Genomic DNA, 22,712 nt, shown 5'->3' with positions numbered 1-22,712 from the left:
GCGATCCGCGCCCCGCACGGTGGAAGCCGTGCGGGGCGCGGCGCGTTGTGCGGAAGTGTCGGAGGGGGCGGGCAGAATGTCGACGGTGACGGAGCGTACGGTCTCGGGCGGCGGCACGCGGGTGCCCGACGAGGTGATCCACGAGTTCGGCGCGCTGCTGTCCGCCGCGGCCCTGCTGGAGCGCATCGCGGGCCGCGAGCTGGAGCGCCGCTGCGGCATCCGGCACGCGGTGTTCGAGGTGCTGCTGCGGCTGTCGGACGCCGGCGCCGACTGCCCCGACATGGGCGGGCTGGCCGGTGAGCTGATCCTCACCAGCGGCGGCATGACCCGGCTGGTCGACCGGATGCAGGAGGCCGGCCTCGTGCGGCGCCGCGCCGCCGCCGGCGACCGCCGCCGGCATCTCGTGGAGCTGACCGACGCGGGCCGCGCCAAGCTCGACGAGGCGCTGCGCGTGCACGCCGAGACGCTGCGCGCGCACTTCGCCGCGCCCCTCACCGACGACCAGCGCCACCACCTGGTCGCGGCCCTCCGCACCCTCCGCACCACCGCCCGCAAAGAACTGGGCGACCTCCGCTGAGTCTCCCAGGGGGTCGGCCCCCGGGAGTCACCGTGAGTAGTGCTCGACGACCAGTTGTTCATCGCAGACGACGGGGATCTCGGGGCGTTCGGGGAGGCGGGTGAGCCGCGCGGCGAGGGCGTCGTGGCGGACCTCGAGGTAGGGCGGCACGGAGTCGGTGTGGCCGCCGGCGGCGGCGATCCGGAAGGCGTCCATCGCGCGGCTGCGCTCGGCGACCGTGATGACGTCGCCGGGGCGCAGGCGGAAGGACGGGCGGTCGACGCGGCGGCCGTTCACCAGGATGTGGCGGTGCACGACGAACTGGCGGGCCTGGTAGATGGTGCGGGCGAAGCCGGCGCGCAGGACGAGCGCGTCCAGCCGGCGTTCGAGGTCGACGAGGAGGGCCTCGCCGGTCTTGCCGCCGGCCTTGGCGGCCTTGGCGAAGGCGTTGCTGAGCTGGGCCTCGCGGATGTTGTACTGCGCGCGCAGCCGCTGCTTCTCGCGGAGCCGGACCTTGTAGTCGGTCTCCTGCTTGCGGGCGCGGCCGTGCATGCCGGGCGGGTAGGGGCGGGCCTCGAAGTACTTGACGGACTTGGGCGTCAGGGGGATGCCGAGGGCCCGGGAGAGGCGGACCTTGGGGCGGGGGTTGTTCATCGCGCTCCTCAGTGGTTAGGTAAGCCTTAGTTAGGCAAGCCTAACCTAGTACGTCAAGGAGGCCATGGTGGGGCGAGCGGACACGACGGGGACGCGGGTGGACGGGCCCACGGCGGCGGAACGGGCGCGGACGCTCGCCTACGGCACGGGCGACGGCGGCCTCGCCGTGCCGGGCGTCCCGCACACGCCCGTCCCGGCGTACACCGCGGACCTCGACGGGCGCCCGCTGCTGCTCCTGCCGAAGGGGTCGGCGCTGGTCAAGGCGCTGGAGGGGGAGGAGGACCTGCCCGCCACGCTGCGGATCTGCGACGTCGCGCCGGTCCCGCTCGCCGACCGGGTGCGCGGCCGGGCCTGGCTGCACGGCTGGCTGTCCGAGCTCCCGCCGGCCGGGCTGCGGGACGCCGCGCTGCGGCTCGCGCGCCCCCACCCGCGTCCGGAACTGCTCGACCTCGCCGCCGGGCAGCCGGCGGGCGACGGCGCGTGGACGGTGCTCACACTGGACGTCGCGCAGGTCGAGATCGAGGACGCCTGGGGCGGCGCGACGCTCGAACCCGAGGAGTACGCCGCCGCCGCGCCGGACCCGTTCGTCGCCATCGGCGCGGGCATCCTGACCCATCTGGACTCCTGCCACCGCGACGAACTGAAGGGCCTGCTGCCGGTGTCGGCGTCCCCGTCCGGCGATCCGGACGCCCTGCCGGAGGTCCGGCCGCTCGGGCTGGACCGGTACGGAATGTGGCTGCGCTGCTCCGCGCCGTCGCCGGAGGAGGGCGGCACGTTCGACCTGCGGCTGGCGTTCGGCGAGCCTGTCAGTGATCTCCCCGGCCTGCGCCGGGTGTACCGGCACCTGTTCGCGCACGCGACCCCGTAGCCCGTACGGGACGAATGCGAAATCTCCGGCGAGTTGGCAGTGATCCCCCGGATGGCGCGGACCCGCCCCGCCGGGACATGCTCGGGTCTCCGGCCGCGGGACGCCGGCCGTCGCCCGTCCGGGACGCCTCGGCCGCCGGCTCACCCTCGCGGGGTGGGTGAGCCGGCGGACGGGAAACGCACCGGACGGCGGGACGCCGGCGGCCCCGGCCGGGCCGGTGGTCCGGCGCCGCGGAGCGCAGGCCGGGGGCGTGGTCCGGACCACTGGTCGAAACCGGCACCAGGCCACTGCCCGCGATTGGCTCTGCCGCCGGCCGCCGCCGCACCGCAGGCTGGAACCATGACCGGACACGACCCGCAGACCCGCGCCGTCCACCCGCCCGTCGTCACGCCGGCCGGCAGCCGCCCGCTCGGCCAGCCGATCTTCCAGGGCCACCTGTTCGCCTTCGACGGGGCCGCCGACCTCGCCGCCGCCTTCGAGGGCCCCGGCCAGGCGTTCCTGTACGGGCGGATGAGCAACCCGACCGTCCGCTCCCTCGAGCAGTCCCTCGCCGAACTGGAGGGCGGCGCCGGAGCCCTCGCCACCGCCGCCGGGATGGGCGCGATCAACGCCGTCCTGATGGCGCTGCTGAAGTCCGGCGACCACGTGATCGCGCAGTCGTCGCTGTACGGCGGGACCTACGCGCTGCTGCACGACCTGGCCGACCGGTGGGGCGTCGAGCTGACCCACATCCCCGGCGACGACCCGGAGGAGGTGCGGCGGGCGCTGCGCCCGAACACCCGCCTGCTCTACCTCGAGACGATCGCGAACCCGACCACGCACGTCACCGCCATCCCGGCCTTCACCGGGGCCGTCCGGGGCACGGGCGTGCTCACCGTCGTCGACAACACCTTCGCGCCGCTGCTGTGCAGGCCCGTCGAGCACGGCGCGGACATCGTCGTCCACTCCGTCACCAAGTACATCAGCGGGCACGGCGACGTCATGGGCGGCGCCGCGGTGTTCGCCGACCCGGACGTGCACCGCCGCGTCTGGGACCACGCCGTCGAACTCGGCTCCATCGCCGACCCGTTCGCCGCCTGGCTGACGCTGCGCGGGCTCGCGACCCTGCCGATGCGGATCGCCCGGCACAGCGCGACCGCCCTCGACATCGCGCGCCGCCTCGCCGCGCACCCGTCCGTCGACCGCGTCCACTACCCGGGCCTCATCGACCACCCGCAGCACGAGACCGCCCGCCGGCTGCTGCCGGACGGCGCCGGCGGCGTCCTGTCGTTCGAGCTGGCCGGCGGACGCGAGGCCGGGCGCGTGTTCAGCGAGACGGTGCGGCTGGTGTCGCTCAGCCCGTCGCTCGGCGACACCGGCACGCTCGTCATGCACCCCGCGAGCACGTCCCACCGCCAGATGGACGCGGCGTCCCTCGCCGCCGCGGGCATCGGCGAGGGCACCGTCCGCCTGGCCGTCGGCCTCGAACACCCCGACGACCTCTGGCAGGACATCGAGCAGGCCCTCGCCAAGGCCACCTGACCGGCGGGAGGCGTCAGAGGTAGAAGCCGGTGGCCGTGGCGGGCGCGGCGTGGGTCTCGAGGCGGCGCTCGCCCTTGCGGAGCGCGACGAGCTCGGCGAGGGTGGCGCCGTCCGGGCCGATCTCGGCCGCGGCGTCCGCGCCGTCCAGCCACGCCACCGACTCCTCGCGGGTCAGCCGGCCCACCTCGATCTGCGCGAGGCAGCGGCCCGGCCGCACCACCGCCGGGTGCAGCATCGCCAGGTCCTCGTTGGTGGTGATGGCCACCAGCACGTCCCGGCCCTGCCCGAGCATCCCGTCGGTGAGGTTCAGCAGCCGCGACAGGCCCTGGCCCGTCGACTGCTTGGCCTCGCCGCGGATCAGCTCGTCGCAGTCCTCCAGGATGAGCAGCCGCCAGCGGCGGTTCTCGTCCTCGTCGTCGCCGACCGCGACCTCCATCAGGTAGCTGGGCGTGCCGAACAGCGCCTCCGGGTCGAGCACGCAGTCGGCCTGGCACCACTCGCCCCACGCCCGCGCCAGCGCGCGCAGCGCCGTCGTCTTGCCGGTGCCGGGCGGGCCGTGCAGCAGCAGGAGCCGGCCCGCCACCTGCTCGCGGGTCAGGCCCATCACCTGGTCGAGCGCCTCGGCGACCGCGCCGGTGTAGTTGCCGCGGATGTCCTCCCACGCGTCGGCGGAGATCGCGCGCTCGTCGCGGGACGGGCCGTGCATGCCCATGTGCCAGAAGCCCATCTCGACGCTGGTCTCGTCGGTCTTCGGCGGGTCCGTCGCGTCCTTCACCGACGCGTCCAGGACCGACTCGGCCAGTTCGTCGGAGACCGCCGACACCGCGAGGTAGGCGCTGCCGTTCTTCCACCGGTTCGTCAGCAGCGTCCAGCCGTCGCCCTCGGCCAGCACCGACTCCTTGCCCTTCTCGCGGGCGACCCGCACGAGGCGCGCGCCGTCCGGGCGCAGCGGCGCCTCCGGGCGGACGTGGTCCAGCCGCGCCGACCGCGACCAGGGCTGCTCGCCGGACGCGAACGGGCGCAGCGACAGCACGTCCATCACGTCGGCGGGGGAGTTGTTGTCGCTGAGGTTGAAGACCACGGGCAGCGTCGACTCGGGCCCCGGATCGGTCGCGTTCTCGCCGGGCCCGACGAGGTGCAGGACGTCCTGCGCGCTCTCCTGCGACATGGTCATGTCATTGATCATCGGACGTGTCGGGCGGACGCGTCCACCGATTTAGGAACGCGGCCTGCTCCTGCGGCCTGCTCAGGCGTCGCCGCCCTCGCGCGCCTCGCGCTCCAGCCGGGCCGCCCTGCGGGCCTCCGCCTCCTGGAAGTCGAGCTTCTCGGCCTCCTCCGGCGTCGGCGCGGTGCCGCCCAGGTAGGCGGGCTGCCACCACTTCTCGCCCGGCTTCGGGGCGTCCGGGTACTCGCGCTGCGCCTTCTCCAGCAGCTCCGAGATGCGGGCGCGCAGCTCCTCGGTGACCTGGTCGTAGTCGTCGCCGCGCTTGGGGTGCATGGGCTCGCCGATGAGGATCGTCACCGGGACGTTGCGCTGCAGCAGCCGGCGCTTGCGGCCCTTGGTCCACATCCGCTGCGGGCCCCAGATCGCGACCGGGATCAGCGGGGTCTTGGACGCCACCGCCATCCGCACCGCGCCGCTCTTGATGTCCTTCACGGTGAACGACCGGCTGATCGTCGCCTCCGCGAACACCCCGACGATCTCGCCGCCGCGCAGCGCCTTCAGCGCCGCCGCGTACGAGGAGGCGCCCGCCTCCCGGTCGACCGGGATGTGCTTCATGCCGCGCATCAGCGGCCCGGCGATCCGGTTGTCGAAGATCTCCTTCTTCGCCATGAACCGCACCAGCCGCCCGGCCGGGTGCGCGGCCACGCCGGCGAAGATGAAGTCGAGGTAGCTGACGTGGTTGCTGACGAGCACGGCACCGCCGGTGCCGGGGATGTGCTCGGTCCCCTCCAGCCGGAACTTGATGTTCAGGGCCTTGAACACGCCGAGGGCCGTCTTGATCACTGGCGGGTACACGCGTTCGGACATGTCAGCACCGTACTTGAGGGACGCCATGATCAGCGAGTGCGGCGCCGGGATCGCGATGGATCCCACAAGCGGCCGGAACTCTGAGAAGGTGGGGTGTGACGTGATCCGCCGATGGTGAAGGGGGATGAGCATGGAACCGTTGGACACGGCGGCGGACGTGCACGCGCTCATCCGCGACGTGCTCCCGGCGCTGGCGCCCAGCGCCTGGTTCGACTCCGGGACGTCGGAGGTGGTGCTGCCGCTCGGCCGGTCCGAGGCGCGCGCCTCCAGCTGGACGGTGCTGGAGCGCTGCTCCCGCGCGCCGCGCTCGGTATGGCCGCAGGTGGTGGGCGAGTGGGTCCGCGAGGTCGGTGACCGCGCGTTCCTCGCCGTGGGCGAGATGGAGCTGTTCGGCGACGTCCGCGAGCTGCTGCGGCTGCGGATCGTGCCGAAGCTCGCGCCGCGCGACCGCGAGGGCCTCGTCGTCGTCCCCGCCGGGGACCACTTCGACGCGATGGTGATGATCGAGCACCCGCGCTACGGCGGCCCGCTGACCAAGGCCCGCGCCGGCCTGCTCGGGCTGCACAAGCTCGGCTACGTGATGACGAACACCCACGACCGCGAGCTGTCGGACGTCGCCGTGCACGACCAGCCGCTGCTGCCCGGACGCGACGTCCGGGTGGTGACCAAGCCCGGCAGCCGGTACGTGTCGGCGCTGCTCAGCGAGGTCGACCAGTTCCTCCCGGGGCCGAACGAGCACGGCGCGCTGGTCGGCGTCCCGTGCCACAGCACGCTGCTGCTGTACCCGATCACCTCCACGGCCGTCCGCGAGGTGCTCCCCGTCTTCGCCGACGTCGTCCGCGAGATGCACGCCGCCGCCGACGACCCGTGCGCGCCCGGCGTCTACTGGAGCCACGGCGAGCGCCGCCTGACCCCCCTGCCCGCCGACGCCCCCACCGAGGGCACCGGCGAGTTCGCGACCCTCCTGCGCCGGCTGGATTAGGGGAGTTTCCAGTCGACGGGGGCGGCGCCCTGCCGCTCCAGGAGCTGGTTGGCGCGGGAGAAGGGGCGGGAGCCGAAGAAGCCGCCGTTGGCCGAGTACGGGCTCGGGTGCGGCGACTCGATGCACGGGACGTCGCCGAGCAGGGGCTTGAGGCTCTGCGCCTGGCGTCCCCACAGGATGGCGACCAGCGGGCCGCCGCGGGCGGCGAGGGCGCGGATGGCCTGGTCGGTGACCTGCTCCCAGCCCTTGTCGCGGTGCGAGTTCGGCTTTCCCGGCATGACGGTGAGGGACCTGTTGAGCAGCAGGACGCCGCGCTCGGCCCAGGGGGTCAGGTCGCCGTTGGACGGTTCGGGGTGGCCGAGGTCGTCGCAGTACTCGCGGAAGATGTTGACGAGGCTGGCGGGCAGCGGCCGGACGTCGGGCGCGACGGAGAAGCTGAGGCCGACCGGGTGGCCCGGGGTAGGGTAGGGGTCCTGACCGACGATCAGCACGCGGACCTCGTCGAACGGCTGGGTGAAGGCGCGCAGGATCAGGTTCCCGGCGGGCAGGTAGCGGCGGCCCGCGGCGACCTCGGCGCGCAGCCAGTCGCCGGCCGCCGCGATCGTCCCGGCGACGGGGGCGAGGGCCTGCGCCCAGCCGGCTTCGACGATCTCGGTGAGGGGGCGTGCCGTCATGGCGCATCAGCCTAGTGCGATGATCGAAGGGGCGGAGGCCGAACGGTTTCTTGATCAGGCTTGTCACATTCCCTGACCACATCAGGACGGAAGATCGGGAAAAGTTTTCTCGGTTGCCCCGAATCGGCAGATGAACCGGGTGAAACGTCCCGTTAAGTCGGTGTTACTTTCTGACGCGGTGCGTTGACCTACCGCGTCCACCGCCGAAACCTGGGAGGGCAGGCAAACGCAGGACGAGCGGACGGGACGCGAGATGACCCAGCTGACCAGCGTGGACGCCACATTCCTCAACGCCGAGACGGGCAACGTCCATGCCCACATCGCGGGGCTGGGGGTGCTCGACCCCGCGTCGTGCCCCGGCGGCCGGCTCACGGTCGAGATGGTCGCGGGCCTGGTCCGCGACCGCGCGCACCTGGCGGCGCCGCTGCGGCGCCGGCTCGTCCCGGTGCCGTTCGGCCTGGACTTCCCGTACTGGGAGGACGACCCGGACTTCGCGCCGGAGAAGCACATCGTCGAGGTCGGGCTGCCCGCGCCGGGCGACGACCGGCAGCTCGCCGACGCGGTGGCGATGCTGCACGAGCAGCCGCTCGACCGGTCCCGCCCGCTCTGGGAGATCGCCCTCATCCAGGGCCTCCAGGGCGGCCGCGTCGCCGTCTACATCAAGGTCCACCACGCGGCGATCGACGGCGTGATGGCCGCCGAGACGCTCGCCGCGCTGCTCGACCTGTCGCCCGAGCCGCGCGAGCTGCCGCCCGACGACGCCGCCCCCGTGCGGGCCCCGAGCACGGCGAGCATGGTCGGGACCGGGCTGCTGCGGGCGGCGGCGCATCCGGTCCGGTCCGCGCTGTCGGTCGCGCGCACCGCCCCGTACCTGGACGAGATCCCCGGCCTGGCGGCCGTCCCGGGCGTCGGGCTCGTGTCGTCGATGGTGCAGGGCGCGCTGGGCCGCCCCGGCACGCCGCGGCTGCCCCGGGTCGCCGCGCCGGCCACCCCGTTCAACCGGCCCGTCGGGCGGCGCCGCTCGGTCGCCTGCGGCGAGCTGCCGCTCGCGGACGTCAAGGAGATCCGCCGCGGGCTCGGCGGCAGCGTCAACGACGTGGTCATGGCGCTGTGCGCGACCGCGCTGCGGCAGTGGCTGGACAAGCGCGGCGACCTGCCGGACGGCCCGCTGGTCGCGGGCGTGCCGGTGTCGCTGCGGCGGCCGGGCCACGGCGGCGCCGGCGGCAACCAGGTGTCGATCCTGAGCGCGCCGCTGGCCACGCACGTCCCCGACCCGGCCGACCGGTACGCCGCCGTCCGCCGCGACATGGACCTGGTCAAGCGGCGGTTCACCGCGTCGGCGGGCGGCTGGGTGCGGGAGATGAGCGGGCTGCTGCCCGCGCCGGTCGCGGGCGCCGTCACCCGGTTCGCGCTGCAGGCCGCGTCGGCGGCCTCGCTGCGCCCGGTGAACCTCGTGGTGTCGAACGTGCCGGGCCCGCAGTTCCCGCTGTACCTGTGCGGCGCGCGGGTGCTCGGCTACTACCCGATCTCCGTCGTCACGGACGTCAGCGGCGGCCTGAACATCACGGTCTTCTCCTACGACGGCAAGGTGAACGTCGGCATCGTCGCCTGCCGCGACCTCGTGCCCGACCCGTCCGAGATCATCGACCACCTCGACGACGCGCTGGACGAGCTGCGGGCGCTCAGCCGGCAGGCGCTCGGCAAGGGCTGACCTCAGGCGCCGATGCCGAGCGCGGCCCGGTGCCGCCACGCCAGCGCGAGCGCGGCGGCCCCGGCCGGCTGCATCGGCTCCGGGACCGTCCCGTCGAACGCCGCCGTCGACACGCGGCCCTCGTCGTTGACCGCGACGAGCCCGCCGAACAGGTCGCCGAAGGCCGCGTCGTCCATCACGACGACGGTCAGCAGGTCCAGCGCGAACGTGAGCGGGTCGACGCCGAGGCCGAGGAAATGGGCCCGTATCCGGCGCTCGTTCCGCGCCCGCGTCATCGTGCGGTGGAAAGGCCATTCCTCCTGGACGAAGCCGTCGCCGTAGTCCTCGTCCATTCCGAGCAGTTCCTCGGCGTATTCGCGGACCATGCACCGCCACAGGTCGAGGTCCTCGCGCTCGTCGGTGAGGGGCTGGAAGACGCCGACCGGCATGACCTGGTGGAGGCCGCCGGCGTGCGCGACCTTCGCCGGGTCCCGCCAGTGCAGGACGTACGAGCCGGACGCGGTGACGGTCAGCGTCGTGATCGCGCACAGCGCCGTCCGGCGGCGCAGGTCGCACGGGTCGCCGACGCGTCCGCGCAGGTCGGCGCGGCCGGCGGCCAGTTCGTGCGCCACCGCCTCGCCGACGTTCACGCCGTCGAAGTACCGGGCCGGCCCGAACCGCAGCACCGGCGGACCGGCGGCGCCTGCGGCGAGCAGGCGGTAGCTCGGCCGGTCGTCGAGGATCCGCGGCGCGGCGAGCGCCGCCATGGCGCCGGCGTAGGTGCGGTATCCGTCCGGCAGGCCCTCGGCGGGGTCGGCCACGGCGGGCGGCGCCGGCGCGGCGTCCCATTCCAGCCGGACGTCCTCCAGCGGGACGGGCGCCCGCGGAATCCATTCGTCCCGGCACATCAGCCGGGTCCCCGCGACGCGCGGAACGCCGGGGTAAAGGTCGCTCGCGAGCCGCCCGAGCCGGTCGCGCTCCGCGTTCAGCAGCGCCCGTTCGTCCCGCCACCGCGTTTCGTCGGGATCCATCGCCACCGACCGTAGCCGACCCGGCCGGCCCGCCGGCTGGGACGCCGGATACGTGACCTAAAATAGCTTTACGTGCAGATCGCCCAAAGTACCGAAAACCCCCTGGAACCCCTGGAACGGCGGAGCGCGCCGCCCCTCGCCTGGGCGCTGTGGGGAGTCGGCGTCCTCGCCTACGTCGCGGCGGTCCTGCACCGGACGTCCTTCGGCGTCGCCGGCCTCGACGCCGTGCACCGCTTCGACGCGTCCGCCGGCATCCTCGCCACCTTCACCGTCCTGCAACTGCTCGTCTACGCGGGCCTGCAGATCCCCGTCGGCCTGCTGCTGGACCGCGTCGGCCCGCGCCGGATGATCGCCGGCGGCGCGCTGCTGATGGCCGCCGGGCAGGCGCTGATGGCCGTCTCCACCGGCGTCGGCACCGCCGTGGCCGCCCGCGTCCTGGTCGGCGCCGGCGACGCGATGACCTTCATCAGCGTGCTGTCCATCGTCGCCACCTGGTTCCCCGGCCGGCAGGCGCCGCTGGTCACCCAGCTCACCGGCCTGCTCGGGCAGCTCGGCCAGGTGCTCAGCGCCGTCCCGCTCGTCGCGCTGCTGCACGGCCCCGGCTGGACCACCGCGTTCGGCTCCGCCGCCGCCCTCGGCGTCCTGGTCGGCGTGCTCGCGATCGCCGTCCTGCGCGACCGCGCGCCCGGCGCCGTCCGCACCGCCGCGCCGCCGCTCGGCCAGGTGGGCCGCGACCTCGCCGCCGCGTTCCGGCATCCCGGCACCCGGCTCGGCCTGTGGACGCACTTCGTCACCCAGTTCTCCTCCAGCACCTTCGCGCTGATGTGGGGCTACCCGTACCTGGTGTCGGGCCAGGGGATGCGGCCCGCCGCCGCGTCCACCCTGCTCACCCTGCTGGTGCTGGCCAACGTGATGTCCGGGCCGTTCGTCGGGCGGTTCGTCGGCCGGCACCCGGCGCACCGCTCCCGGCTCGTCCTCGGCATCGTCGCGATCAACGCCGGCGCGTGGGCCGCCGTGCTCGGCTGCCCGCCGCCCGCGCCGTCCTGGCTGCTGGCCCTGCTGGTGGTGTGCATCGCGCTCGGCGGCCCCGGCTCGATGATCGGGTTCGACTTCGCCCGCACGTTCAACCCGCCCGGCCGGCAGGGCACCGCCACCGGCATCGTCAACGTCGGCGGCTTCGCCGCCTCGCTGGTCACGATCCTGCTGATCGGGCTGCTGCTGGACGCCCTGTCGCCCGGCAAGGACTTCACCCCGTCCGCCTTCCGCGCCGCCTGGACCGTCCAGGCCCTCATCTGGACGATCGGCATCGCGGGCGTCCTGCGCACCCGCCGCCTGACCCGCCGCCACCTCGCCCTCACCGAGAACCCGTGAGTCAGGGGCGCAGCTCCAGGGTGCAGCATTTGGGGCCGCCGCCGGCCTTGCGGAGCTCGGACAGGTCCACGGGGACGGGGTCGTACCCGCGTTCGCGCAGCGCGGCGATCAGGGCGGTGGCCTCGGCGTTGATGACGACGTTGCGGCCGTCGCACACGGCGTTCAGGCCGAGGACGGCCGCGTCCGCCTCACCGGCGATGACGGCGTCGGGGAAGAGCCGTTCGAGCACGGCGCGGCTGCCGGGGGAGAAGGCGCCCGGGTAGTAGGCGACGTTCGCGCCGCCGAGCGGGAACAGCGCGGTGTCCAGGTGGTAGAAGCGCGGGTCGACCAGCCGCAGCGTCACCACGGGGCGTCCGAGGAACTCCTGCGCCTCCTGGTGGGCGGCGATGTCGGTGCGGAATCCCGTGCCCGCGAGGATGACGCCGTCCAGGGTGAGGAAGTCGCCCTCGCCCTCGTTGGTGTGCTCCGGGATCAGGACGTCGGGGAAGCCGTTCTTGCGGAGCCAGTCGGCGTACGCGGGGCCTTCGGCGGAGCGTTCGGGGAAGGTGAACTTCGCGCCGTAGACGCGCCCGCCCACGACGAGCGCGCCGTTCGCGGCGAAGACCATGTCGGGAAGGCCCTCGATCGGGTCGACGAGGTCGACCTCGTGCCCGAGCGAGACGTAGGCGGCGCGCAGCGCCTCCCATTGCTCGACGGCCCGTCCCGCGTCCGCTCCCGCCGCCGGGTCCATCCACGGGTTGATGGCGTACGTCACGGCGAAATGCTCGGGACGGCACATCAGGTAGCGGCGCCGCGTCGCGGTCCGCAGGGGCGTGCTCGGCTCCGTTGCCGGCATCACGGTCATGCTCGTCTCCTGGCTTCCAAAGGACATCGACTGAGCGAAAGCCTAGGAAGGAAAGCCCCGCGTTCCAATGCGCCGATCTTGCGCTGACCTGCGGATTCGTTGCGTCTTCGGGGTCGGCGACGGCGATTCGTTGCGGCCGGTCGGCCGGTCGGCGGCGCCGGGAGGGCGGGCGCGGTCAGGGGGCGTGAACATGGGGCCGAGCATGGTGTGCGGGCCAGAGACGGACTATAGTCCGGTTATGCCTCGAGACGGTGCCGGACCGCAGTCCAACTCTGTGACGCCGCTGGAACTGCTGCGCACGCCGCCGGCCAGGGAGCGCTCGGACGCGGCGCGCAACCGGGCGGCGGTGCTGGAGGCGGCCGCCCGGCTGTTCGCCGAGCGGGGCGTCGACGCGGTGTCGATGGACCAGGTCGCGACGGAGGCCGGCGTCGGCAAGGGGACGCTGTTCCGGCGCTTCGGCGACAAGGCGGGGCTCGCCGCCGCGCTGCTGGACGCGCGGGAACGCGTGCTGCAGGAGGCGATCCTGCACGGGCCGCCGCCGCTGGGCCCGGGAGCGGGGGAGGAGGAGCGCCTGGTCGCCTTCGTCGAGGCGTACCTGGACTACCTGCTGGAGCACCTGGCGCTCGTGCGGATGTCGGAGACCGCCGCGCCCGGCGCCCGGTACCGGATCGGCGCGTACCGGTTCTGGCACCGCCACGTGGCGATCCTCGCGCCCGGCGCGCCCGACCCCGAGTACGCGGCGCACGCCGTGCTCGCGGCGCTGTCGGCCGAGCACGTGACGGCGCTCCTGCCCGAACTGGGGGAGGAGCGCATCAGAGCGGGCATCGTCCGGCTCGCCCGGTGCGCGGTGCGGTGACCGGGCGGCGGGACGCGGCGCGCCCGTCCGCGGGGACGGGCACGCCGGAACCGGTCTAGAGGTTGATCATGTGGCCGGCGAGGCCGTGCACGGCCTCCTTGACGGCCTCGCCCAGGGACGGGTGGGCGTGCACGTTGCGGGCGACCTCGTGGACGGTCAGGTCCCACTGCTGCGCGAGGGTCAGCTCGGGCAGCAGCTCGGTCACCTCGGGGCCGATCAGGTGCGCACCGAGGATCTCGCCGTACCTGGCGTCGCTGATCACCTTGACGAAGCCGTCGCCCTCGCCCATGCCGAGCGCCTTGCCGTTGGCGCTGTAGGGGAACTTGGCGACCTTGACGTCGAAGCCCTGCTCCCTCGCCTGCGCCTCCGTCCAGCCGAACGAGGCGATCTGCGGCTGGCAGTAGGTGGCGCGGGGGATCATCACGTAGTCGAGCTCCATCGTCTCCGCGCCCGCGATGGTCTCGGCGGCGACGATGCCCATCGCCTCGGCGGCGTGCGCGAGCATCAGCTTGGCGGTGACGTCGCCGATCGCGTAGATGTGCGGGACGGAGGTGCGGCAGCGGCCGTCCACGTCGATCGCGCCGCGCTCGGTGAGCTGCACGCCGGTCTTGTCCAGGCCGTAGCCGTCCACGTTCGGCTGGAAGCCGATCGCCTGCAGCACCTTGTCGGCCTCGATGACCTGCTGGGCGCCGTCCTTGCCGGTGACGGTGACCTTGACCTTCTCGCCGGAGTCGTCGATGCCGTCGACCCGGGTGGAGGTCAGCACGTCGATGCCGAGCTTGCGGTACCGCTTGGCCAGCTCCTTGGACACGTCGGCGTCCTCGTTCGGCGCGACCCGGTCGAGGAACTCGACGATCGTGACCTTCACGCCGTAGTTGTGCAGGACGTAGGCGAACTCGACGCCGATGGCGCCCGCGCCGGCGATGACGATGCTCCCCGGCAGCTCGGAGCTGAGGATCTGCTCCTCGTAGGTGACGACCCGCTCCGACAGGGACGTGCCCGGCAGCAGCTTGGTGTGCGCGCCCGCCGCGATGATGCAGCTGTCGAAGGTGACGGTCTCGGTGGAGCCGTCGCCCTTGGCGACCTGGAGAGTGTTCGGGTCGGTGAACGTCCCGCGCCCGTCATAGGAGGTGATCTTGTTCTTCTTCATCAGGAACTGGACGCCCTTGACGAGCTTGTCCGACACCTGGCGGCTGCGCTGGTAGGCGACGCCGTAGTCGAAGGTGACGTTGCCCTCGACGTTGATCCCGTAGGTCTTCTGCTCCTGGGTGAAGATGTGCGCCAGCTCGGCGTTGCGCAGCAGCGCCTTCGAGGGGATGCAGCCGACGTTGAGGCACACGCCGCCCCAGTACCGCTCCTCGATGATCGCCGTCTTCAGCCCGAGCTGTGCCGACCGGATCGCGGCGACATATCCACCCGGACCCGAGCCCAGGACCACGACGTCAAAATGTTCGCTCATATTCACCGACGATATTCGGCGCGGGGCCGTGCTCGCATCCCGGACGGCGGCGCGGTGACCCCGGCCACGCCGCGGACCGCGGCGGGCGGCCTCCCCGGCCACGCCGCGTGACCGCGGGGCGCCCGTACGGGTCCGTCGTCACATGCTGTTAGGGTTTTCAGCGTCCCCCGCCGTGCACCTTCGCGGGGGCGTGCGGCGCGCGAGCGGCGCGGCCGCGCCGCTCCGGAGGCGCGCCCGTGCCGTCCGGTCGCGCGAGCCATGGCGGCGTCCTGGAACCGGCGCCCGCGGACGGCGCCGCTCCGCAGGCCGCGGTGCCGCTGGAACACGGCGGCGGCGGCCGATCGTTGCCCTCAGATGGCCTGCCCCCGGGCGCAACGGCCCGTCCCGAGCCGAGTGGAGGAGAAGCCGAGTGAGGATTCCCAAGCGCGTCAACGCCGTCCTCGACTGGATGGAGCAGCACTTTGGCGCACTTGCGGTCGTCGTCGCGCTCGTCATCGTGGCACTGGTGGCCACGCTCGCGCCGCCGCTGGTCGGGCTTCCCATCGCCGGTTTCGTCCTCGGGCTCGCCGCCGGCGGCTTCCTCGTGCACGTCCGGTTGAGCCGGCGGATCGCGCGGGCGCGCTCGGAGGTGGACGACCTGCTGCGGGAGAACGGCGCGCTGCGGCACCGCAACACCGTCCTCGCCAGCGGCGTGATCAGCCGGGGCGCGCAGGAGACGCAGGCGCTGGTGGCCATCCCGGAGGACGACGAGGACCTGGTGGAGGACGACCCGTCGCGCACCGCGGCGCTCCCGGAGCTCACCGACGAGCTGCTCGGCGGCGACCCGGGCGACACCCTCGGCGACGGCTCCGCCGGTATCCCGGCCGAGAAGCCCGCCGAGAAGCCCACCGAAGAAGCGGACGCGGCGGGAACGGCCGCCGAGGGCGACGAGGACACCGACGGGAACATCCGGAAGGCGTGACCGCGCCCCTCCGCCGAGTCACCGGACCGCAAAACCGCGCGCGTTATCTTCGCTGATCTTCGGGCAGGGGAAGCCCGGGAGGTGCGGATGAACGCAGAGTCCGGTCCGGAGTCCGCCGACCCGGCGGCGACGGCGGGGACGGCGGGGACGGCCCACGGCGGCGACCACGCCGCCGACGAGGGCGTCGACATCGGGGCGGTGCACAAGGCCGTCATCGCCTCGGCGATGGGCAACTGCATCGAGTGGTTCGACTTCGGCGTGTTCAGCGCCGGGGTCATGACCTCGATCATCGGGACGCGGTTCTTCCCCGAGGACATCTCCGGCAGCGCGACGCTGCGCTCGTTCGCACTGATCGCCGCGGCGTTCCTGGCCCGCCCGTTCGGCGGGCTGTTCTTCGGCCCGATGGGCGACCGGCTCGGCCGCAAGCGGGTGCTCGCCACCACGATCATCCTCATGTCGGGCTCCACGTTCGTGATCGGCATCCTGCCGGGTTACGGGACGATCGGGATCGCGGCCCCGCTGCTGCTGCTGGCGGTGCGCCTCACCCAGGGCTTCTCGACGGGCGGCGAGTACGGCGGCGCCGCCACGATGATCGCCGAGTACGCGCCGACGAACCGCCGCGGGTACTTCGGCAGCTTCCTGGAGTTCGGCACGCTGACCGGCTACATCCTGGGCGCCGGGCTCGTCCTGCTGGTGAACCTGGCGGTCGGGGACGCGGCGATGCACGACTGGGGCTGGCGGATCCCGTTCCTGATCGCGCTGCCGCTCGGGATCGTCGGGCTCTACGTGCGGACCCGGATCGAGGACACCCCGACGTTCCAGGCGATGGAGCAGTCCGGCAAGAAGGCCCGCTCGCCGCTGAAGGAGACCCTGGAGCACTACTGGAAGATCATCCTGATGCTGATCGGGATCGTCTTCCTGCTGAACGTCGCCGACTACACGCTGCTCACCTTCATGCCGTCGTACCTGGTCGACTTCCTGCACATGGGCAGCGTGAAGTCGCAGCTGGTCACGATCGGGGTGGAGGCCGCGATGATGGCGGTGATCCTGCCGACCGGCCACCTGTCGGACCGGATCGGCCGCAGGCCGGTGCTGCTGATGGCGGCGATCGGGTTCATCCTGCTGAGCTGGCCCGCGTTCGCGCTGATGCAGACCAACAACTGGTTCGGCATCGCGTTCGGCTACGCGATCATCGGCGGGCTGCTGGTGCTGATGCTCGCGGTGATCGGCGCGACGTTCCCGGCGATGTTCCCGACGAAGGTGCGGTACGGGGCGTTCGCGATCGGCTACAACATCTCGACGTCGCTGTTCGGCGGCACGGCCGCGGTGCTGGTGGGCTCGCTGATCGACGCGACGGGCAGCAACTACGTCCCGGCGTACTACATCATGATCGCGGCGGCGGTGGCCCTCGTCCCGATCCTGATGATCAAGGAGACGGCGAACGTGCCGATCGAGCGGGTCGGAATGGAGAACGCCCCGGAACCGGTGGGTTCCGGGGCGGAACGCTGACCTCCCGCCGCGCGGGCGGGGGACGGCGTGCGGCGCGTCAGCGGGTGAAGTGCCGGCGGGACCAGCCCACCAGCGATCCCGCGATCACGAGTGCGCCGGTCGTCTCGAGCGCCAGTGCGGTCCAGACCATGGTCACCGGGGGCCTCCCTCCGTCGTCGCCGGACGCGTTCCGTTCCGCGTCCGATGCTCATCATGAGTAACACCAGGATGCGGTCCCGGTTTCCCTGCCAGGGCCGTTCCGCAGCGTGATTCGGGTCACGCAGCACCTCTCTGACCTGCGACGAAACCTCTATGGACGGTAAAAACGCAGGTCGACGGCGGGCGGCCCCGCGCCGCCCCCGCGCACCGGGTTCCGGTACCGGCCGGAATCGTGTCCGGCGGGCCCGCGCGGGCTATCGCTCAGCGGTGTGACTTCTGTGGCGGCCAGGCGAACATATAGCTCGTTGCGCCCGTCTGATTACCGTCGGTAGCGTCTCCGTTGGTTCATCCATGGCAGACCTACGACGAATCGGTGGTGTGGACGTGACGGAAGAGCAGTTGAGCCTCAGTACCTCTGCGGCGCGGAACCTGGCGACCACGACCAAGTCCGTCCCCCAGATGCAGGGGATCACCTCCCGGTGGCTGCTGAAGCTGCTGCCGTGGGTGGAGGCGCACGGCGGCGCCTACCGCGTCAACCGGCGGCTCACCTACACGGTCGGCGACGGGCGGGTGACGTTCGTGACGACCGGCGCGGACGTCCGGGTCATCCCGCGCGAGCTGGGCGAGCTTCCCCCGCTGCGCGGCTACGAGGACGACCTGGCCCTGGACGCGCTGGCCGGCCGGTTCACCCAGCAGGAGTACGAACCAGGCGACGTCATCGTGGAGGAGGGCCGGCCGATCGACCGGGTGGTCCTCGTCGTGCACGGCAAGCTCAGCCGGGTCGGGGCCGGCGAGTACGGCGGGGAGGCCGTGCACGGGACGCTCGCCGACGGCGACTTCTTCGGCGAGCAGACCCTCGTCGGCACCGGCGAGGGCGCGGAGCCGGCGACCTGGGACCACACCGTCAAGGCGCTGACCACGGTGACGGTGCTCAGCATGAGCGAGGCCGACTTCCAGGAGACGCTCGGCCAGTCCGCGTCGCTCCAGGCGCACCTGGACGGGTACCGGGCCGACCCCGGGCGGTCGGCGAACGCGCACGGCGAGGCCGCGATCGACCTGGCGTCCGGGCACGACGGCGAGCCGGTGCTGCCCGGCACGTTCGTCGACTACGAGGGCGCCCCGCGCGAGTACGAGCTGAGCGTCGCGCAGACGGTGCTGCGGGTGCACACCCGCGTCGCCGACCTCTACAACGAGCCGATGGACCAGGTGGAGCAGCAGCTCCGGCTGACCATCGAGGCGCTGCGCGAGCGCCAGGAGCACGAGCTGGTCAACAACCGGGACTTCGGGCTGCTGCACAACACCGACCTGGCGCAGCGCGTGCACACCCGGCTCGGGCCGCCCACCCCCGACGACATGGACGAGCTGCTCACCCTCGTCTGGAAGGACCCGGCGTTCTTCCTCGCCCACCCGAAGGCGATCGCGGCGTTCGGCCGCGAGTGCAACGCCCGCGGCGTGTACCCCGACAGCGTGGACGTCGGCGGCCACAAGGTGCCGGGCTGGCGCGGCGTCCCGATCTTCCCCTGCAACAAGATCCCCGTCAGCCGGACCGCGACCAGCTCGATCCTGCTGATGCGCACCGGCGAGGCGACGCAGGGCGTCATCGGCCTGCACCAGACCGGGCTGCCGGACGAGTACCAGCCGGGCCTGTCCGTCCGGTACATGGGCATCGACGACAAGGCGCTCATCAACTACCTGGTCAGCTGCTACTACTCGGCCGCCGTCCTGGTGCCGGACGCGCTCGGCATGCTGGAGTCCGTCGAGATCGCGCACGGCGGTGCGGCCTAGTGCGACCGTTCGAACTCCCCGAGTTCTACCTGCCGCACCCCGCGCGGCTGAACCCCCGCGTCGAGGCGGCCCGCGCGCACTCCGGGCGCTGGGCGCACGACATGGGGATCCTCGGGCCCGACGAGACGGGGCCCGAGGTCTGGAGCGAGGACGAGTACGACGCCCACGACTACGCGCTGCTCACCGCGTACACGCACCCCGAGGCGCCCGGCCCCGTGCTGGATCTGGTGACCGACTGGTACGTGTGGGTCTTCTATTTCGACGACCACTTCCTCGAACGGTACAAGCGGCCCCGCGACCTCGCGGGCGCCGAGGAGTACCTCGCGCGGCTCCCCGCCTTCATGCCCGTGGAGGCGGGGGGCCCGCCCGGGGCGGCCGGCGGCCCGGAGCCGGCGAACCCGGTCGAGCGGGGGCTCGCCGACCTGTGGGAGCGGACCGTCCCGCTGATGTCGCGGGAGTGGCGGGCGCGGTTCGCCGAGAGCACCCGCAACCTGCTGCGGGAATCGGCGTGGGAGCTGGCCGGCATCGCCGAGTCCCGCGTCCCGAACCCGATCGACTACGTGCACATGCGCCGCAGGGTCGGCGGCGCGCCCTGGTCGGCGGACCTGGTGGAGGTCGCGGCCGGGGCGGAGGTGCCGGCGCGGGTCGCCGGGACGCGCCCGCTCCGGGTGCTGAAGGACGCCTTCTCCGACGCCGTCCACCTGCGCAACGACATCTTCTCCTACCAGCGGGAGACCGAGCGGGAGGGCGAGGTCAACAACGGCGTCCTGGTGATGGAGCGGTTCCTCGGCACCGAGCCGCAGCGCGCCGCCGAGATCACCAACGACCTGCTGACGTCGCGGATGCAGCAGTTCGAGAACACCGCCCTCACCGAGCTGCCGATGCTGTTCGAGGAGCACGGGCTCGACGCGCGGGAACGCCTCGACGTGCTGCGCTACGCGCGGGGCCTGCAGGACTGGCAGTCCGGCGGGCACGCCTGGCACCTGCGCTCCAGCCGCTACATGAACGAGGGCGCGGTGCGGCGGCGCGGGCTCGCGGGCCTGCCGGAGATCGCCGGGCTGCTCGGCTTCGGCACCTCGGCGGTGCGGATCCGGTCGCTGACCAACCCGCCTTTCGGGCGCAGGCTCTGGGGTTCCGAGGGGGCGCCGTCGGCAGCGACGCCGCCGCCCGGCCCGCCGCCCGCCTCCGGCGGGTTCCGGATGCCGGCGTTGACGCTGCCGTACGACACGCTGGTGAACCCGCGCGTCGCCGGGCTCCGCACGCATGTGGCGGCATGGGCGCGGGAGATGGGGATGGTGGACGGCGCCGTCCCCGATACGCCGTCGCCGGCCGCGGGTTCCGCCGTCCCGTGGACGCCCGATGCGTTCGACGCCGCCGACTACGCGATGTTCGCGGCGCTCACCCACCCCGACGCGCCCGGCCCCGAGCTGGAACTGATCGCCGACTGGCATGTGTGGCGGTTCTACTTCGACGACTTCTTCGCCGGACGGTTCAAGCGGCCCCGCGACCTGCCCGGCGCCAAGGCGTACACGGCCCGGCTGCTCGCGCCGCCGGCGGGCGCCGAGCCGTCCGACCCCGTCGAGCGGGGGCTCGCCGACCTGCGGGCCCGCACCGCCGCCGCCATGTCCGAGGACGAGCGGGCCGGGCTCGCCGAGGCGCTGCGGCGGCTCACCGACAGCTGGCTGTGGGAGCTGGCGGGGCTGCTGCAGAACCGCGTCCCCGACCCGGTCGACTACGTCGAGATGCGCCGCAGGACGAGCGGCGCCGCGTTCACCGCCGGGCTCCTGCGGCACGCCCTCGCGGGCGGGCTGCCGGAGGACGTCCTGTCGTCCACGCCGATGCAGGCGCTGCGCGACACGTTCGCCGACGTCCACGGGCTCCGCAACGACCTGCTCTCCTTCCACAAGGAGACCGAGGTCGAGGGCGAGCACAACAACGGCGTGGTGGCCGTCCAGCGGTTCCTCGGCTGCGGGACGCAGCGCGCCGCCGACATCGTCGCCGACCTGGTCGAGGCGCGTGTCCGGCAGTTCGAGCGGACCGCCGCGACCGGGCTGCCGGTCCTCGCCGCCGAGCACGGGCTGGACGCCGCGGCCCGCGCCGGCCTGGCCCGCTACGTCGAGGCGATGCGCCGCTGGATGGCCGGCGACCTGCACTGGTCCACGACCACCGGCCGCTACGCCCGGCCCGTAGGCGACGCGGCGCCCGCCGGCGGGGCAGCGGCGCCCGTCGGCGGTGACGGGGCGTCCGCCGGGCTCCCGGCGGCCGGCGTCCCGGCGGGCCCGTCCGGGCTCGGCACCGCGGCGGCCCGCGCGCCGGCCCGTCCGGCGGCGGCGCGGACCGCGCCGCCCCAGCACAGCCAGATCCGACCAGCGATCCCCGGAGGTAGCGGCACATGACCGACCCGCAGCTGGCCCTGAGCACGCGGGCAGCGCGCAATCTCGCGACGACGACCAAGTCCGTGCCGCAGATGCAGGGCATCACCCCGCGGTGGCTGCTGACCCTGCTGCCGTGGGTGCGGGCGGACGCCGGCGTCTACCGGGTGAACCGCCGGCTCACCTACGAGCTGGGCGACGGGCGGGTGACGTTCGTCAACGACGGCGCCAACGTCCGCGTCATCCCCGGCGAGCTGGTGGAGCTGCCGCAGCTCAGCGGCCTGGACGCGATGGTGCTGGACGCGCTCGCCGGCCGGTTCACGCAGGCCGAGTACGCCCCCGGCGACACGATCGCCACCGCCGGCGACCCGATGGACCGCGTCCACCTGATCGCGCACGGCAAGATCGCCGAGGTCGGGACCGGCGAGTACGGCGGCGAGACGCAGGTCGGCATCCGCGACGGCGGCGACTTCTTCGGCGACCGGGCCCTGGCCGGCGACGCCGGCGAATGGCCGCACACGTTCCGGGCCATCACCCCGGCCATCGTGCTGACCCTCTCCCCGGCCGCGATCGAGGAGGCCACCGACCGGTCGGAGGCGCTGCGCGCGCGCCTGGAGGAGTACCGCAACGCGCCCAAGCCGCCGCAGACCCGGCACGGCGAGGCCGCCATCGACCTGTCGTCCGGGCACGACGGCGAGCCCGCCCTGCCCGGCACGTTCGTCGACTACGAGACCTCGCCGCGCGAGTACGAGATGGCCGTGACGCAAACGCTGCTGCGCGTCCATACCCGCGTCGCCGACCTCTACAACAAGCCGATGAACCAGATCGAGCAGCAGCTGCGGCTCACCATCGAGGAGATCCGGGAGCGGCAGGAGGACGAGCTGGTCAACAACCGGGACTTCGGCCTGCTGCACAACGCCGACCTGCGGCACCGCATCCAGACCCGCGGCGGCCCGCCCACCCCCGACGACATGGACGAGCTGCTCGCCCGGCGCCGCAAGACCCGCTTCTACCTCGCCCACCCGAAGGCGATCGCCGCGTTCGGCCGCGAGTGCACCCGCCGCGGCGTGTACCCGGGCACCGCCGAGGTGGACGGCGGGCGGCGCGTCCAGGCCTGGCGCGGCGTCCCGATCTACCCGTGCGACAAGATCCCCGTCAGCGACACCGGCACCACCTCGATCCTGGCGATGCGGACCGGCGAGGACGACCAGGGCGTCATCGGGCTGCACCGCACCGGCATCCCCGACGAGGTGCAGCCCGGCCTGTCGGTGCGCTTCACCGGCATCGACGACAAGGCGATCCTGTCGTACCTGGTCAGCGCCTACTACACCGCCGCGGTGCTGGTGCCCGACGCGCTCGGCGTGCTGGAGAACGTCGAGATCGGCCGCTAGCCCGGCCCGCCGGGACCG

General features: G+C 73.2%; 19 protein-coding genes. 12 read left to right on the top strand and 7 right to left on the bottom strand.

All coding sequences use genetic code 11. The features are described from left to right. Nucleotides 1-85: 85 nt before the first annotated feature. Nucleotides 86-577: a MarR family winged helix-turn-helix transcriptional regulator gene (locus tag ACA514_RS11110; RefSeq protein WP_344278549.1), complete on the top strand. Its 492-nt coding sequence runs from the start codon at nt 86-88 to the stop codon at nt 575-577. Nucleotides 578-604: 27 nt separating this feature from the next. Here ACA514_RS11110 and rpsD read toward each other — a convergent pair whose 3' ends face one another. Beyond that, a complete protein-coding gene (gene rpsD, locus ACA514_RS11105; RefSeq protein ID WP_375040972.1) occupies nt 605-1,210 on the bottom strand; it encodes a 30S ribosomal protein S4 in 606 nt (201 codons plus the stop codon). A gap of 64 nt (nt 1,211-1,274) precedes the next feature. On the opposite strand from rpsD, the gene ACA514_RS11100 reads away from it, so the two are divergent. Both ACA514_RS11100 and ACA514_RS11095 read left to right on the top strand, forming a co-directional pair. Beyond that, nucleotides 1,275-2,078 carry a DUF2470 domain-containing protein gene (locus ACA514_RS11100; RefSeq protein ID WP_375040971.1) on the top strand — a complete coding sequence of 268 codons (804 nt, stop codon included), beginning with the start codon at nt 1,275-1,277 and terminating at the stop codon, nt 2,076-2,078. A 339-nt stretch (nt 2,079-2,417) separates the two neighbouring features. Then, nucleotides 2,418-3,599, top strand: a complete 1,182-nt coding sequence (locus ACA514_RS11095; protein WP_375040970.1) for a trans-sulfuration enzyme family protein — start codon at nt 2,418-2,420, stop codon at nt 3,597-3,599. Nucleotides 3,600-3,612: 13 nt separating this feature from the next. On the opposite strand, the gene ACA514_RS11090 is transcribed toward ACA514_RS11095, so the two are convergent. Both ACA514_RS11090 and ACA514_RS11085 read right to left on the bottom strand, forming a co-directional pair. Then, nucleotides 3,613-4,773: a DUF5925 domain-containing protein gene (locus ACA514_RS11090; RefSeq protein ID WP_375040969.1), complete on the bottom strand. Its 1,161-nt coding sequence runs from the start codon at nt 4,771-4,773 to the stop codon at nt 3,613-3,615. A gap of 72 nt (nt 4,774-4,845) precedes the next feature. Next, nucleotides 4,846-5,631 carry a lysophospholipid acyltransferase family protein gene (locus ACA514_RS11085; protein WP_375040968.1) on the bottom strand — a complete coding sequence of 262 codons (786 nt, stop codon included), beginning with the start codon at nt 5,629-5,631 and terminating at the stop codon, nt 4,846-4,848. Nucleotides 5,632-5,761: 130 nt separating this feature from the next. Between ACA514_RS11085 and ACA514_RS11080 the strand changes: the two genes are divergently transcribed. After that, nucleotides 5,762-6,613: a hypothetical protein gene (locus ACA514_RS11080; RefSeq protein ID WP_375040967.1), complete on the top strand. Its 852-nt coding sequence runs from the start codon at nt 5,762-5,764 to the stop codon at nt 6,611-6,613. On the opposite strand, the gene ACA514_RS11075 is transcribed toward ACA514_RS11080, so the two are convergent. Next, the gene (locus ACA514_RS11075) at nt 6,610-7,287 is read right to left on the bottom strand and encodes a uracil-DNA glycosylase (RefSeq protein ID WP_375040966.1); all 678 of its coding nucleotides are present in this window, start codon (nt 7,285-7,287) and stop codon (nt 6,610-6,612) included. The genes ACA514_RS11080 and ACA514_RS11075 overlap by 4 nt on opposite strands. Before the next feature lie 253 nt (nt 7,288-7,540). Between ACA514_RS11075 and ACA514_RS11070 the strand changes: the two genes are divergently transcribed. Continuing rightward, nucleotides 7,541-8,998: a wax ester/triacylglycerol synthase family O-acyltransferase gene (locus tag ACA514_RS11070; RefSeq protein WP_375040965.1), complete on the top strand. Its 1,458-nt coding sequence runs from the start codon at nt 7,541-7,543 to the stop codon at nt 8,996-8,998. Nucleotides 8,999-9,000: 2 nt separating this feature from the next. On the opposite strand, the gene ACA514_RS11065 is transcribed toward ACA514_RS11070, so the two are convergent. Continuing rightward, nucleotides 9,001-10,008 (bottom strand): hypothetical protein, encoded by a 1,008-nt coding sequence (locus ACA514_RS11065; RefSeq protein WP_375040964.1) that lies wholly within the window; start codon nt 10,006-10,008, stop codon nt 9,001-9,003. A gap of 72 nt (nt 10,009-10,080) precedes the next feature. Here ACA514_RS11065 and ACA514_RS11060 point away from each other — a divergent pair, with 72 nt between their 5' ends. Beyond that, complete coding sequence (locus tag ACA514_RS11060; protein ID WP_375040963.1) at nt 10,081-11,379, top strand: nitrate/nitrite transporter; 1,299 nt, start codon at nt 10,081-10,083, stop codon at nt 11,377-11,379. Nucleotide 11,380: 1 nt separating this feature from the next. Here ACA514_RS11060 and ddaH read toward each other — a convergent pair whose 3' ends face one another. Further along, nucleotides 11,381-12,223 carry a dimethylargininase gene (gene ddaH / locus ACA514_RS11055; RefSeq protein ID WP_375040962.1) on the bottom strand — a complete coding sequence of 281 codons (843 nt, stop codon included), beginning with the start codon at nt 12,221-12,223 and terminating at the stop codon, nt 11,381-11,383. Nucleotides 12,224-12,461: 238 nt separating this feature from the next. On the opposite strand from ddaH, the gene ACA514_RS11050 reads away from it, so the two are divergent. Continuing rightward, complete coding sequence (locus tag ACA514_RS11050) at nt 12,462-13,079, top strand: TetR/AcrR family transcriptional regulator (RefSeq protein WP_375040961.1); 618 nt, start codon at nt 12,462-12,464, stop codon at nt 13,077-13,079. Nucleotides 13,080-13,134: 55 nt separating this feature from the next. Here ACA514_RS11050 and lpdA read toward each other — a convergent pair whose 3' ends face one another. Further along, nucleotides 13,135-14,538, bottom strand: a complete 1,404-nt coding sequence (gene lpdA, locus ACA514_RS11045) for a dihydrolipoyl dehydrogenase (RefSeq protein ID WP_375040960.1) — start codon at nt 14,536-14,538, stop codon at nt 13,135-13,137. 409 nt (nt 14,539-14,947) lie between these two features. On the opposite strand from lpdA, the gene ACA514_RS11040 reads away from it, so the two are divergent. The 5 genes from ACA514_RS11040 to ACA514_RS11020 all read left to right on the top strand — a co-directional run bounded on the left by ACA514_RS11040 (nt 14,948) and on the right by ACA514_RS11020 (nt 22,694). Then, nucleotides 14,948-15,499: a hypothetical protein gene (locus tag ACA514_RS11040; protein ID WP_375040959.1), complete on the top strand. Its 552-nt coding sequence runs from the start codon at nt 14,948-14,950 to the stop codon at nt 15,497-15,499. A gap of 87 nt (nt 15,500-15,586) precedes the next feature. Further along, nucleotides 15,587-17,008: an MFS transporter gene (locus ACA514_RS11035; RefSeq protein WP_375040958.1), complete on the top strand. Its 1,422-nt coding sequence runs from the start codon at nt 15,587-15,589 to the stop codon at nt 17,006-17,008. A 489-nt stretch (nt 17,009-17,497) separates the two neighbouring features. Continuing rightward, the gene (locus ACA514_RS11030) at nt 17,498-18,931 is read left to right on the top strand and encodes a family 2B encapsulin nanocompartment shell protein (RefSeq protein WP_375040957.1); all 1,434 of its coding nucleotides are present in this window, start codon (nt 17,498-17,500) and stop codon (nt 18,929-18,931) included. Then, nucleotides 18,931-21,327 carry a hypothetical protein gene (locus ACA514_RS11025; RefSeq protein ID WP_375040956.1) on the top strand — a complete coding sequence of 799 codons (2,397 nt, stop codon included), beginning with the start codon at nt 18,931-18,933 and terminating at the stop codon, nt 21,325-21,327. The genes ACA514_RS11030 and ACA514_RS11025 overlap by 1 nt, the downstream gene beginning before the upstream one ends. Beyond that, nucleotides 21,324-22,694, top strand: coding sequence for a family 2B encapsulin nanocompartment shell protein (locus ACA514_RS11020; protein ID WP_375040955.1), 1,371 nt, complete (start codon nt 21,324-21,326; stop codon nt 22,692-22,694). Before ACA514_RS11025 ends, ACA514_RS11020 begins: the two co-directional genes overlap by 4 nt. Nucleotides 22,695-22,712 lie beyond the last annotated feature (18 nt).

Source organism: Actinomadura sp. NTSP31 (assembly GCF_041951385.1).
In the GTDB taxonomy this organism is placed as follows: Bacteria; Actinomycetota; Actinomycetes; order Streptosporangiales; family Streptosporangiaceae; genus Spirillospora; species Spirillospora napierensis.
This window is presented reverse-complemented; position numbering and strand designations above follow the sequence as displayed.